This window comes from Streptomyces kurssanovii (assembly GCF_040677245.1).
Classification (GTDB): Bacteria; Actinomycetota; Actinomycetes; order Streptomycetales; family Streptomycetaceae; genus Streptomyces; species Streptomyces kurssanovii.
The window spans coordinates 1-12249 of the sequence record NZ_JBFAQK010000010.1; the positions used below are offsets into that span (position 1 = coordinate 1).

Annotated in this window: 10 protein-coding genes; 6 read left to right on the forward strand and 4 right to left on the reverse strand. The window is 73.6% G+C overall.

Annotated features, from left to right (window positions below; all coding sequences use genetic code 11):
* Window positions 1-244: 244 nt before the first annotated feature.
* The 3 genes from AB0K36_RS10425 to AB0K36_RS10435 all read right to left on the reverse strand — a co-directional run bounded on the left by AB0K36_RS10425 (window position 245) and on the right by AB0K36_RS10435 (window position 3358).
* The gene (locus tag AB0K36_RS10425; protein WP_364591114.1) at window positions 245-937 is read right to left on the reverse strand and encodes a gamma-glutamyl-gamma-aminobutyrate hydrolase family protein; all 693 of its coding nucleotides are present in this window, start codon (window positions 935-937) and stop codon (window positions 245-247) included.
* A gap of 7 nt (window positions 938-944) precedes the next feature.
* Window positions 945-2411: an ethanolamine permease gene (eat, locus tag AB0K36_RS10430; protein WP_189475187.1), complete on the reverse strand. Its 1467-nt coding sequence runs from the start codon at window positions 2409-2411 to the stop codon at window positions 945-947.
* A 206-nt stretch (window positions 2412-2617) separates the two neighbouring features.
* Window positions 2618-3358 (reverse strand): FadR/GntR family transcriptional regulator, encoded by a 741-nt coding sequence (locus AB0K36_RS10435; protein WP_364591117.1) that lies wholly within the window; start codon window positions 3356-3358, stop codon window positions 2618-2620.
* Between the two features lie 77 nt (window positions 3359-3435).
* Between AB0K36_RS10435 and AB0K36_RS10440 the strand changes: the two genes are divergently transcribed.
* From AB0K36_RS10440 to AB0K36_RS10455, 4 genes are read left to right on the forward strand one after another with little or no spacing between them, the layout of a single operon-like run.
* The gene (locus AB0K36_RS10440; RefSeq protein WP_364591120.1) at window positions 3436-4800 is read left to right on the forward strand and encodes a glutamine synthetase family protein; all 1365 of its coding nucleotides are present in this window, start codon (window positions 3436-3438) and stop codon (window positions 4798-4800) included.
* 8 nt (window positions 4801-4808) lie between these two features.
* Window positions 4809-6176, forward strand: a complete 1368-nt coding sequence (locus AB0K36_RS10445; protein ID WP_364591123.1) for an aldehyde dehydrogenase family protein — start codon at window positions 4809-4811, stop codon at window positions 6174-6176.
* Between the two features lie 6 nt (window positions 6177-6182).
* Complete coding sequence (locus AB0K36_RS10450) at window positions 6183-6965, forward strand: 3-oxoacyl-ACP reductase (RefSeq protein WP_364591126.1); 783 nt, start codon at window positions 6183-6185, stop codon at window positions 6963-6965.
* A gap of 34 nt (window positions 6966-6999) precedes the next feature.
* Complete coding sequence (locus AB0K36_RS10455; RefSeq protein WP_364591129.1) at window positions 7000-7974, forward strand: DUF2510 domain-containing protein; 975 nt, start codon at window positions 7000-7002, stop codon at window positions 7972-7974.
* 35 nt (window positions 7975-8009) lie between these two features.
* Here AB0K36_RS10455 and AB0K36_RS10460 read toward each other — a convergent pair whose 3' ends face one another.
* Window positions 8010-9212: an amino acid deaminase/aldolase gene (locus tag AB0K36_RS10460; RefSeq protein ID WP_364591132.1), complete on the reverse strand. Its 1203-nt coding sequence runs from the start codon at window positions 9210-9212 to the stop codon at window positions 8010-8012.
* A 974-nt stretch (window positions 9213-10186) separates the two neighbouring features.
* Between AB0K36_RS10460 and AB0K36_RS10465 the strand changes: the two genes are divergently transcribed.
* The gene (locus AB0K36_RS10465) at window positions 10187-11041 is read left to right on the forward strand and encodes a hypothetical protein (RefSeq protein WP_364591135.1); all 855 of its coding nucleotides are present in this window, start codon (window positions 10187-10189) and stop codon (window positions 11039-11041) included.
* Entirely contained in the window at window positions 11038-12207 is a 1170-nt protein-coding gene (mycP, locus tag AB0K36_RS10470) for a type VII secretion-associated serine protease mycosin (RefSeq protein ID WP_364591138.1), read from the forward strand. The genes AB0K36_RS10465 and mycP overlap by 4 nt, the downstream gene beginning before the upstream one ends.
* Window positions 12208-12249 lie beyond the last annotated feature (42 nt).

The following is a 12249-nucleotide window of genomic DNA, read 5'->3' on the forward strand; positions in this document are numbered from 1 at the left end:
CCCGCGGGGGGTGCTTATGTTGCATTTAAACTCCAGCCTCGCCGGCGTTTGAGGCGCGGGGGTCCGGTGGGGGTCCCCCCACGCCGCCAGGCGTAGGGGGCGGAGCCCCCGAAACACCGCGCGGAGCGCGGTGGCGGGTCCGGGCGGAGCCCGGTTACGGGAAGGGGCGGGGAGGGGAACAGCTCCGCCAGCGGCCACCCCCGCAGCGGCCCCGCCCCGCAGCTGCCACGCCCCCCCGCAGGGGTCACCGCGCCGCCCCCACCAGCGCCGCCATCACCCGCGTGTCCGATCCCATCTCCGGATGCCACTGCACCCCCAGCACCCAACCGCCGCCCCCCGCCAGTTCGATCGCCTCCACCGTGCCGTCGCCCTCCGCGTACGCGCTCGGGACGAGGCCCTCGCCGAGGCGGTCGACCGACTGGTGGTGGTAGGTCGGGACGGGGGTCGCCTCGGGGGCGATCGAGCCGTAGAGGGTTCCTGGCACCGGCTTCACCGGGTGCCGGCCGAAGACCCCGACCGACGTCACGTGCCCGTCCAGGTGCTGGACCAGCGTCCCGCCGAGCGCGACGTTCAGCAGCTGCATACCGCGGCAGATGCCGAGCAGCGGTGTGCCGGACGCCAGCGCCGCCCCGATCAGCGCCAGTTCCCACGCGTCACGTTCGGGTGCCGGAGGGCCGGTGCGGGGCTCGCGCGGCGCGCCGTAGCGCTCGGGGTCGACGTCGGCGCCGCCGGCGATGACCAGTCCGTCGACGCGTGCCACCGCGGCCTCCGCGAGCGCCGGCTCGTCCGGCGGGAGCATCGCGGCGATGCCGCCCGCCGACTGCACGAGACGCGGGTAGCCGGCGGGCAGCAGCGCGGCGGGCAGATCCCACACGCCCCACCGGGCGGACGTCTCCCAGTAGGTGCTGATGCCGATCAGCGGCTTGGACACATGCATCAGGTTGTCACTTCCGTTCCAGTTCGGCCTCCGCGGCCGCCAGGGCCGCGAACTCCTCCTCCGGGGCCCGTGCCACCAGATGGTGGCGGCTGTAGAAGGCGAAGTAGGCGAGCGCCACGGCGTACACGCCGAGTGCCATGAACGCGGCGTCCTTGTCCACGAGGAACGTCGCCACCAGCGCGGACAGCGCGAGCACGAAGGCGACGGAGGAGGTGGCGACGCCGCCCGGTGTCCGGTAGGGGCGCGGCAGTTCCGGCTCACGGCGGCGCAGCACGATGTGCGAGAGCGCCATCAGCGCGTAGCTGATCGTCGCGCCGAAGACGGCGATGTTCAGCATCCGCGCGCCGTTGCCGGTGCCCGCCGCCAGGGCGAAGCCGATCGCGCCGGGGATCAGCAGGCCGAGGTAGGGGGACTTGCGGCGGCTGGTCAGTGACAGGAAGCGGGGCAGGTAGCCGGCCCGGGAGAGGGCGAAGAGCTGCCGGGAGCCCGCGTAGATCAGCGAGAAGAACGAGGCCACGAGTCCGGCGAGGCCCGCGTAGTTGACGAAGCGGCTCAGCGCGGTCGGGTCACCGTCGCCCTGGAGGGCGACCACCAGCGGGTTGCCGGCCTCCTGGATGGCGGCGGAGCCGCGGGCGCCGCTCGCCGCGAAGAAGGTCAGCAGCGCGAGCAGCACCAGGATGCCCATGGAGATCGCCAGTGCCCTGGGCATGGAGCGCACGGGGTCCTTCGCCTCCTCGGCCGCCAATGGCACGCCCTCCACGCCGAGGAAGAACCACATGCCGAAGGGGAAGGCGGCCCAGATGCCCAGCAGGCCGAACGGCAGCCAGGAGCTCGCCCCGAACGCCTCGGTGTCGACGGGGATGTCGTCGAGTCCTCCGGCGCTGAACTCGGTGAACGCACCCACCGCGAAGATCAGCAGCGCCGCGACGGCGATGGCGGTCACGACGAGGCTGAAGCGCAGGGCCTCGCCCACGCCCCAGAGGTGGATGCCGATGAAGATCGCGAAGCAGGCCAGATAGACGGGCCAGCCGGATTCCAGGCCGAACAGGCCGAGCGATTCGACGTAGTCGCCGATGAAGATGGAGATCGCGGCAGGGGCGAGGATGTACTCGATGAGGATGGCGGTGCCGGTGAGGAAGCCGCCCCAGGTCCCGAGTGCGCGCCGGGCGAAGCCGTAGCCGCCGCCCGCGGTGGGCAGGATCGCGGACAGTTCCGCGAGTGCGAAGACGAGACAGGCGTACATCGCGCCCATCAGGAGGGTGGCGACGGCGAGGCCGCCGAAGCCGCCCTTCGAGAGTCCGATGTTCCAGCCGGAGAAGTCGCCGGAGACGACATACGCGACGCCGAGTCCGGTCAGCAGCAGCCATCCGGCGCTGCCTCTGCGCAGGGTGCGCCGGTTCAGATAGGCGTCCGACTCCGGGTCGGATCCGGGTGGGGCGGCGGACGGGGGGCGCGATGTGGTGCCTTCAGCCATGGTCGCTCCTGGCTCAGGTCAAAGGTTTGTGCGGACACCTTTGCGGCAGTCCGGCGGCAGCGCAAGCCCTGTGCGTAAACCCGGCGTTACGGATCCGCCCGCCCGCCTCCCTGCGCGAGGTCGTACGCCGGACCGTCCCGGTCCCGGCCCTTTCATGCCCTGCCGCCCCCTTGGCGCCCACGGGACCGGCGCCGCGTCCCGGACGCTCAGGCCAGGAAGCCCCGCAGCAGCGCCGCCGTCCCCTCGCAGTGCTCCCGCATCACCTCGCGCGCCCCGTCCGGGTCGCCGTCGAGCACGGCCTCGACCAGTGCCGTGTGCTGGTGCTGCGAGTGCTCCAGGTTCCGTACGAGCAGCGGGATGCAGTCGAGCAGGTCGTTCAGGGTGGCCCGGACCGCCGCGTACTGCGCGGTGAGCGAGGGGGAGCCGGACAGCTCCGCCAGGGTCAGGTGGAGCAGCGTGTCCTGCCTGCGGTACTCGGTGAGCGGCGCGTCGTGCGTCGCCGTGAGGGCCGTGCGCAGCCTCAGCGCGCCGTCGTCGGTGAGGCCGTGGGCCGCGCACAGGCCGGCCGCCCCCACCTCCAGCACCTCGCGGAAGCGCAGAGTGTCCTCGACGTCGACGCCCGCGACCCGGCGGCGCAGTTCCTCCTCGCCGTGGCTGTCGGGGCGGTGCAGCACGAACGTTCCGCCGTAACGGCCGCGGCGGCTCTCCACCAGTCCCTGGTCGGTGAGCACCTTGAGCACCTCGCGCAGGGTGACCCGGCTGATGCCCATGCGCTCGGCCAGTTCCCGCTCGGCCGGCAGCCGCTCCCCGCCCGGAACCAGTCCGAGGCGCAGCAGTTGAAGGATCTGCTCGAGCGCCTCCTCGAAGCCGTTGCCCGCCCGCACGGGGCGCAGCACCGGTGTCAGCCGGTCCGTCGGCGTGCCCGCGGTCCCACCTGTCTTCGCCACCTCGCGTTTCCCCTTCCCAAGCAATGGTCTTCAGTAATACCTTATGGCTCCCGGCTGACCCAAGGAGGCACCGTCCCGTGGCAGACCGCAAACCCCCGCTCGCCCTCGACGAGCTGCGAGCGCTCGTCGCGAGCGGCGAGATCGACACCGTCGTCCTGGCCTTCCCCGACATGCAGGGACGACTGCAGGGCAAGCGGTTCGCCGCCCCCTTCTTCCTCGACGAGGTCGTCGAGCACGGCACCGAGGGCTGCAACTACCTCCTCGCCGTGGACACCGACATGAACACGGTCGACGGATACGAGATGTCGTCCTGGGAGCGCGGCTACGGCGACTTCGCCATGCACCCGGATCTCACCACGCTGCGCAGGATCCCCTGGCACGAGGGCACCGCACTCGTCATCGCCGACCTGGCGTGGGACGAGGGCCGGCCCGTCGTCGCCGCCCCCCGCCAGATCCTCCGCGCCCAGCTCGAGCGCCTCGCCGAGCACGGACTCACGGCCCACGTCGGCACGGAGCTCGAGTTCATCGTCTTCAAGGACACCTACGAACAGGCCTGGGACAGCGGCTACCACGGCCTCACCCCGGCCAACCAGTACAACATCGACTACTCCGTCCTCGGCACCGGCCGCATCGAGCCCCTGCTGCGCCGCATCCGCAACGAGATGACCGGCGCCGGCCTGACCGTCGAGTCCGCCAAGGGCGAGTGCAACCCGGGCCAGCACGAGATCGTCTTCAAGTACGACGAGGCCCTCGTCACCTGCGACCAGCACGCCGTCTACAAGACCGGCGCGAAGGAGATCGCGGCCCAGGAGGGCGTCTCGCTCACCTTCATGGCGAAGTACAACGAGCGCGAGGGCAACTCCTGCCACATCCACCTGTCCCTGCGGGACGCCGACGGCCGGGGCGTCATGGCCGGGGACGGCCCCGACGGCATGTCGCCGCTCATGCGCCACTTCCTCGCCGGCCAGCTCGCCGCACTGCGCGACTTCTCGCTGCTGTACGCGCCGACCGTCAACTCCTACAAGCGCTTCCGCCCCGGCTCCTTCGCCCCGACCGCCGTCGCCTGGGGCCACGACAACCGCACCTGCGCCCTCCGCGTCGTCGGCCACGGCCCCTCGACGCGCTTCGAGAACAGGCTGCCCGGCGGTGACGTCAACCCGTACCTCGCCGTCGCCGGCCTCGTCGCCGCCGGCCTGCACGGCATCGAGCAGCGGCTCGAACTCCCGGACCCCTGCACGGGAAACGCCTACTCCGGTGACTACGAACACGTCCCCACGACCCTGCGCGACGCCGCCGAGCTCTGGGAGAACAGCCCGATCGCCAAGGCCGCCTTCGGCGACGCGGTCGTCGCCCACTACCGGAACATGGCGCGCGTCGAACTCGAGGCCTTCGACTCCGCGGTGACCGACTGGGAGCTCCGCCGCTCCTTCGAACGCATGTGAGGAACCCCTTGGCTGACACGCACCACGACGTACTCGACCCGGCCACCGGGGAAGTCGTGCGGACCGTCCCCGCGACGACCGTCGCGGAGGTCGACGCCGCCGTCGCCCGCGCCACGAGGGCCCAGGCGCAGTGGGCGGCCGCCGCACCCGCCGACCGGGCCCGGCTGCTGCGCCGCTTCGCCGCCGTCGTCGACGACCACCTCGAGGAACTGGCGCGGCTCGAGGTCCTCGAGGCGGGCCACACCATCGGCAACGCCCGGTGGGAGGCGGGCAACGTGCGCGACCTGCTCGACTACGCCGCCGGGGGAGTGGAGCGCCTGAACGGCCGGCAGATCCCCGTCCCGGGCGGCCTGAACTTCACGATCCTCGAACCGCTCGGCGTCGTCGGCGTGATCGCGCCCTGGAACTTCCCCATGCCGATCGCCGCCTGGGGCACGGCCCCGGCACTCGCCGCCGGCAACGCCGTCCTGCTCAAGCCGGCCGAGACCACCCCGCTGACCGCCCTGCGCCTCGCGGAACTCGCCCTGGTGGCCGGCCTGCCCGAGCATCTCTTCCAGGTGCTGCCCGGCGCCGGTGACGTGACCGGCAACGCGCTCGTCGAGCACCCCGGCGTCGCGAAGATCGTCTTCACCGGCTCCACCAGGGTCGGCAAGAGCATCATGGCCACGTGCGCGGACCGCGTGAAGCGGCTGACCCTCGAACTCGGCGGCAAGAGCCCCAACATCGTCTTCGCCGACGCCGACCTGGACGCCGCCGCGGCCGCCACGCCCATGTCCTTCCTCGACAACAGCGGACAGGACTGCTGCGCCCGCACCCGGATCCTTGTGCAGGCTTCGGTGTACGACCGCTTCCTCGACCTGCTCGCCCCGGCCGTCGAATCGGTCGTCGTCGGCGATCCGTCCGACGAGAAGACGCAGATGGGCCCGCTGATCTCACGCACCCAGCTGGAACGGGTGCGCGGCTACGTCCCGGACGGCGCCACGGCGATCCGGGGCACCGCCCCCGACGGACCGGGCTTCTGGTTCCCGCCGACGGTGCTCACCGACATCGCGCCGGACGCGCCCGCCGCGTGCGAAGAGATCTTCGGACCCGTCGCCGCCGTGATCCCCTTCGAGGACGAGGAGGACGCCGTACGCCTCGCCAACGCCACCGAGTACGGCCTCTCCGGCTCCCTCTGGACCCGCGACGTGGCTCGTGCCCTGCGCGTCTCCCGCGCCGTCCGCGCCGGCAACCTCTCCGTCAACTCCCACTCCAGCGTCCGCTACTGGACCCCGTTCGGCGGCTACAAGCAGTCCGGGCTCGGCCGTGAACTCGGCCCCGACGCGCTCACCGCTTTCACCGAGACCAAGAACGTCTTCATCAGCACGGAGGCCTGAGACACCATGACCGAGACCCCGCTCTGCCGCCGCCTCGAAGGCCGCACCGCAGTGATCACCGGTGCCGGCAGCGGCATCGGCCTGGCCGCCGCGCGCCGGCTCGCCGCCGAAGGCGCGAACGTCGTCTGCGGCGACATCGACGAGACGGCGGGCAAGGCCGCGGCCGACGAGGTGGGCGGCACCTTCGTACGCGTCGACGTCACCGACGCCGAGCAGGTCGACGCGCTGTTCAAGGCGGCGTACGACACCTACGGCAGCGTCGACGTCGCCTTCAACAACGCCGGCATCTCGCCCCCCGACGACGACTCGATCCTCACCACCGGCATCGACGCGTGGCGCCGCGTCCAGGAGGTCAACCTCACCTCCGTCTACCTGTGCTGCAAGGCGGCCATCCCCTACATGCAGCGCCAGGGCCGGGGCTCCATCATCAACACCGCCTCCTTCGTGGCGATCATGGGTGCCGCCACCTCCCAGATCTCCTACACCGCCTCCAAGGGCGGCGTGCTCGCCATGTCACGGGAACTGGGCGTGCAGTTCGCCCGCGAGGGCATCCGGGTCAACGCCCTGTGCCCGGGGCCGGTCAACACCCCGCTGCTCCAGGAACTGTTCGCCAAGGACCCGGAGCGGGCAGCACGGCGCCTGGTGCACATCCCGGCCGGGCGTTTCGCCGAGGCCGACGAGATCGCCGCCGCCGTCGCCTTCCTCGCCAGCGACGACTCGTCGTTCGTCAACGCCACGGACTTCCTCGTCGACGGCGGGATCTCCGGGGCGTACGTGACCCCTCTGTAGCCCGCCGGGCCCCCGCCGCCCATAAGGTGGCGGGATGAGCATGACGACCCCTCCCGGCTGGTACCCGGACCCCCAGGCGCCCCACACCGAACGCTGGTGGGACGGCACGGCCTGGACCGCGCACTCCCGCGCGGCCCAGGCCACGGGCGGCGTGCCGGGACTTCCGCCGCAGGGACCGGGCGGGACGTTCGGGCCCCCGCAGCCGCACACCGTCCCGATGCGGCCCGCCGGCACCGGCCCGGAAGGCAGCGGCAACAAGCGGATCATGGCGCTCGCCGCCGCCGGGATCGTGCTCGTCGCGGCGGTCGCGACCGGGGCCGTACTCCTCGGCGGGGACGACAGCGGGTCCGCCCCCAGGACCGCGCCGAGCAGCAGCCCGACGCCCGCCCCGCCGACGGCAGACCCGAAGAACAGCGCCACCGCGTCGCCCGCCGCGCCGGACGACCCCACGGTGTTCGAGGACCAGCTCAACGGCATCACACTCGCCATCCCGGACGGCTGGGTGCGGGCCACCAGCTCCCTCGAAGAGGGCGCCACGATCTACACGGACGAGACGTACGACTGCCCCGGAGGAGGGTCCTCCCTCTGCCGTCACGGGCGGGTGTCCTCCCTCGCCGCGAGCACGGACGCCGCCACGGCGGAGGCCGTGGCCAAGGAGGACATCTCCCGGTACGCGGAAAAGGTGTACGGCGAGGACACCCTCGGGAACCGCCCCCACGGCGGTATCGAGTCCCACAAGGTCCTCAAGTCGCAGAACTTCGCCGTCGCGGGGAAGGCCGGCTATCTGGTGCGCTGGCAGGTCGTCACCGGCGCGGGACCCGGCGGCTACGTGCAGACGATCGCCTTCCCCTCACCCGCCGGCACCGGGGCGCTGATGGTCGTCCGCTTCGCCTTCGACGCGGCCCCGTCCGCGCCCGGACTCGAGGTGATGGACGAAGTGGCCGCGAGCATCCGCCCCGTCGGCGAAAGCACGGGCGGCGGCGTCGGCAGCAGCATCGGCCCCGGCTGACGGTCCACCGCCGCGGCAGGGCCGGACACCGGCCCTCAGAGGAAGGTGCGGCCCTCGCCCCGGTACGTCGGCGCGGTGCCCGTCACACGGTCGCCCTCGACGAGGTGCAGAGTGTCGAAACGCTCACACAGCTCACCGGCCTTGGCGTGCCGGAACCACACCTTGTCGCCTATCAGCAGATCGTCGGCGGGCGGACCCAGCAGCGGCGTCTGCACCTCCCCGGCACCCTCCTGAGGGTCGTACCGCAGCCCCTCGGGCAGCCACGGCACGGGCAGCCGGTCCCGGCCCGCGGCACCGGAGGCGGGATAGCCGCCGCCGAGCACCGTGACCGCTCCCACGCCGGGCCGGCGCACCACGGGCTGCGCGAACAACGCGGCGGGCCGGGCCGTGAACGACGTGTAGTTGTCGAACAGGCGCGGCGCGTACAGGCCGGAACCGGCCGCGATCTCCGTGACCGCGTCCTCGGCCGCCGTGTGCTGCACACTGCCGGTGCCGCCGCCGTTGACGAACTCCAGGCCGGGCTCCACCGCCCGCACCGCCCGCACCACGGCCGCCCGGCGGGCCGCCAACTCCTTACGGGCCGCGCGCTGCATCAGCCGCACGGCACGCGAACGCACCGGCGAACCGGCGACCGCGTCGCCCACGCCGGCGACATGGCCCTCGTACGCCATCAGCCCCACGAGGCGGAAACCAGGGCGGCGCGCGATCGACCTGGCCATGTCCGCGAGCCGGGCCGGCTCACGCAACGGCGAACGCCGTGCGCCGACCCTCACCCGGCCGCCCAACAGGTGGAGCGCCGTGTCCAGTTCGAGACAGAGCCGGATCTCCTCCGTACCGCCGGCGCGCGAGGCGTCGATGAGCTCCAGCTGCTCCGGGTCGTCGACCATCACCGTCACCGCGGCGGCGAGCTTGGGGTCGGCGGCGAGCTCGGCGAAACCGGCGCGGTCCGCGGAGGGATAGGCGAGCAGCACGTCGTCGAAACCGGCCCGCGCCAGCCAGATCGACTCGTCCAGCGTGAACGACATGATCCCGGCGAACCCGTCCATGGCCAGCACCCGTTCGAGCAGCGCCCGGCAGCGCACCGATTTGCTCGCGACCCGCACGGGCTTGCCTCCGGCCCGGCGCACCAGATCGCCGGCGTTGGCGTCGAAGGCCTCGAGATCGACGATCGCGACGGGTGCGTCGAGGTGGGCGGTGGCCTTGTCGTAACGGGCCCGGTCAGCGGAACGGGGAGTCATGGGCCGAGCTTGCCAGACATGATTACCCCGGGGTAGGGGATGTTTTGGGCAGATCCCCACGGACCGCAGGCAGGTGGCCGACGCCGTCGATCGTGCCCGTTAGAGTGACGGCACGAGGTGACGCAGCGCCTGCCCGGAAGGGTGATCAGCCGGCGGTACGTGATTGAGCAACGGGGGGTGGAATGAGCACGGAGGCGCAGCGCCCTTCCGGCCCGCAGCCCCCGCCCCGCTCCCGCATCTCGGATGCCCTGCTGCCCCCGGACGACGATGCCTCCGGCCCGACCCGCTCCGGCCCGGCCCGCTCCGGCCCGCCCGTGACGCCTCCGGCCGCGCCGCCCACGCCACCGGGTTCTCCCACGACTCCCGCCGGTACGCCCGCTCCCGGCTCTGCCACGACGGCTCCCGGTGCGCCCGCTCCCGGTGCGTCCGCCGCGTCGGCTCCCGGCACTCCGGCCGCCCGGTCGGGCGCCGCCGCACCGCCTGCCCTGCCCGGGGCCGGCGTGCCGCCGGCGCGCCCCGGCACCGGTGCCGCCCCCGGCCGCCCGGTTTCCCCTCCGCCGCCCGCCGGGCCCGCGCAGGCCGCGCCGCCGCGTCCGGCGCCGGCACCTGCCGCCCCCGCCCGGCCCGTGTCCCCGCCGCGTTCCTCCGCCGTGCCGCCGTCGCGCCCTGCCACCGGCGTTGAGCGTTCCTCCGCCGTGCCGCCGTCGCGCCCTGCCACCGGCGCTGAGCGTCCCTCCGCCGTTCCGCCGTCGCGCCCGGCCGCGGGCGTCGACCGGACTTCCGTGTCTCCCGCGGCCCCGCCCCATGCGGTGCCGCAGCCCCGGCCCGGGCAGGCGGACGGACCGGCCGACGGGTCGATCCCCGAGGTCGAGACCACCACGCGGCTCCGGCCCGTCGCCGACGTGCCCCGGCCCGCGGCCCCGGCACGCCCCGCGCGGCCGCCGCGGCCGCCGCGGCCGGTCGGCAGCGTCGACATGACCCCACGGCCCGACGCTCCGCGCCCTCCCGCGCAGATGTGGATCCCGCCCGAGACACCGGCCGAGATGACGACCCGGCTGCGTCCCGTACGCACCCGGCACCCCGCACGGACCGTCGGGGCAGTCGCCGCCGTCGTGCTCGGCCTCGGTCTGATCGGCGGAGCCGTCACCGGCACCTGGCTGACCGGTGATTCGAGCGCCGACACGGCCGAAGAGAACGTCTACGCCGAGGTGCGCACCGCCTGGCACAGCGTCCCCGTGGACACCCTCTTCCCACGGAAGCTCGACGGCGACGGAGCCGGGCCCGGCGGCGCGGACCGCGTCTGGACGCGGATCGCCGTCGCACCCGACGGCGACTGCGCCACCGCGCTCGACCCGCTGCTCACCAAGGCGCTGGAGCCCGTCGGCTGCACCCGCGTCCTGCGCGCCACGTACACCGACGCGACGGCCAGCAGCGTCACCACCGTGGGCCTGGTCTTCACCGAGGCGGACGAGAAGGGGATGCTCGCCCTGCACAACCGGTTCACGACCGAGTCGCTCGGCGAGCGCACCGACCTGATGCCCCGTACGTTCCCGGCCAAGGGCACCGTCTCCGCCGGGTTCGGTGACGAGCAGCGCGCCAGCTGGACCGTGGAGGTCGTGACCGAGGCCCCGGTCGTCGTCTACGCCGTCTCCGGCTTCGCCGACGGCCGTGCCGTGGCCGACCCCCAGCCGGCCGACGAGGCCCAGGCCGAGGGCGCCACGAACGCGCCCGCCCAGGCGGGGCTCGGCCACGAGGCCACGGGTATCGCCGAGCGCATCGAGAAGGGTCTGCGCGGAGCCGTGCGCAAGGGGACGGAGGAGCCCCGATGAGACGCCACCGTCTGCGCATCGTCGCCGCCCTCGCCGCCACGTCGTTCGTCGTGCTGCCGGCGACGCCCGCGCACGCGGACGCCATCCGGGCCCAGCAGTGGAGCCTCGACGCCATGAACACCGAGCAGGCGTGGCGGACCACCAAGGGCGAGGGCATCACCGTCGCCGTGCTCGACACCGGTGTGGACGACCAGCACCCCGACCTGGCCGGCTCCGTGCTGCCGGGCAAGGACTTCATCGGCTTCGGCGCCGAACGCGGCGACCGTGCCTGGGCCCGGCACGGCACGGCGATGGCCGGCATCGTCGCCGCCCACGGCCACGGACCCGGCCGGGAGTCGGGCGTCCTCGGCATCGCCCCCGAGGCGAAGATCCTCCCGGTCCGCGTCATCCTCGAGGGCAGCGACAAGGCCCGCGACAAGGCCCGCAAGACCCGCGGCACGGCCCTGGCCCAGGGCATCCGCTGGGCCGCCGACCAGGGCGCCGACGTCATCAACCTCTCGCTCGGCGACGACAGCGAGTCCGCGCACCCCGAGGCGGGCGAGGACGCGGCCGTCCAGTACGCGCTCTCCAAGGGCTCCGTCGTCGTCGCCTCCGCCGGCAACGGCGGCGAGAAGGGCGACCGCGTCTCCTACCCCGCCGCCTACCCGGGCGTCATCGCGGTGACCGCCGTCGACCGCTGGGGCACCCACGCGTCGTTCTCCACCCGCCGCTGGTACGCCACCGTCAGCGCGCCGGGCGTCAACATCGTCATCGCCGACCCCGACCGCCGCTACTACGAGGGCTGGGGGACCAGCGCGGCGGCGGCCTTCGTGTCCGGCGCCGTCGCCCTGGTGCGCTCGGCACATCCGGACCTCACGCCCGCGCAGATCAAGAAGCTCCTCATCGACACCGCGCGCGACGCCCCCAAGGGCGGCCGTGACGACTCCAAGGGCTACGGCACGGTCGACCCCGCCGCGGCGATCAGCGAGGGCGCCCGGCTGCGCCCGGGCGACCCGAAGGCGGCCACCGCGGGCTACCGCGAGGAGTTCTTCGGCCCGGGCCCCCGGCCGGAGGGCGCGGACGGCGGCCCGGGCGGCTGGCTCGCCGTGGCCGCCGGCGGCGCCGGCGCGCTGCTCCTGGCCATGGCCGTGGTCCTCTGGCGCGGCGGCCGCACACGCCGCCCCTGACCCGGCTCCCGGCCATCAGCGCCCCGGCGCCCGGCAGCCGCC

What these genes read in the sequence shown, in the direction of transcription:
- AB0K36_RS10455 (WP_364591129.1), top strand. Translation starts at nt 7,000, where the DNA reads ATGAGCATGACGACCCCTCCCGGCTGGTACCCGGACCCCCAGGCGCCC.
- AB0K36_RS10465 (WP_364591135.1), top strand. Translation starts at nt 10,187, where the DNA reads ATGACCCCACGGCCCGACGCTCCGCGCCCTCCCGCGCAGATGTGGATC.
- AB0K36_RS10460 (WP_364591132.1), bottom strand. Translation starts at nt 9,212, where the DNA reads ATGACTCCCCGTTCCGCTGACCGGGCCCGTTACGACAAGGCCACCGCC.
- eat (WP_189475187.1), bottom strand. Translation starts at nt 2,411, where the DNA reads ATGGCTGAAGGCACCACATCGCGCCCCCCGTCCGCCGCCCCACCCGGA.
- AB0K36_RS10425 (WP_364591114.1), bottom strand. Translation starts at nt 937, where the DNA reads ATGCATGTGTCCAAGCCGCTGATCGGCATCAGCACCTACTGGGAGACG.
- mycP (WP_364591138.1), top strand. Translation starts at nt 11,038, where the DNA reads ATGAGACGCCACCGTCTGCGCATCGTCGCCGCCCTCGCCGCCACGTCG.
- AB0K36_RS10450 (WP_364591126.1), top strand. Translation starts at nt 6,183, where the DNA reads ATGACCGAGACCCCGCTCTGCCGCCGCCTCGAAGGCCGCACCGCAGTG.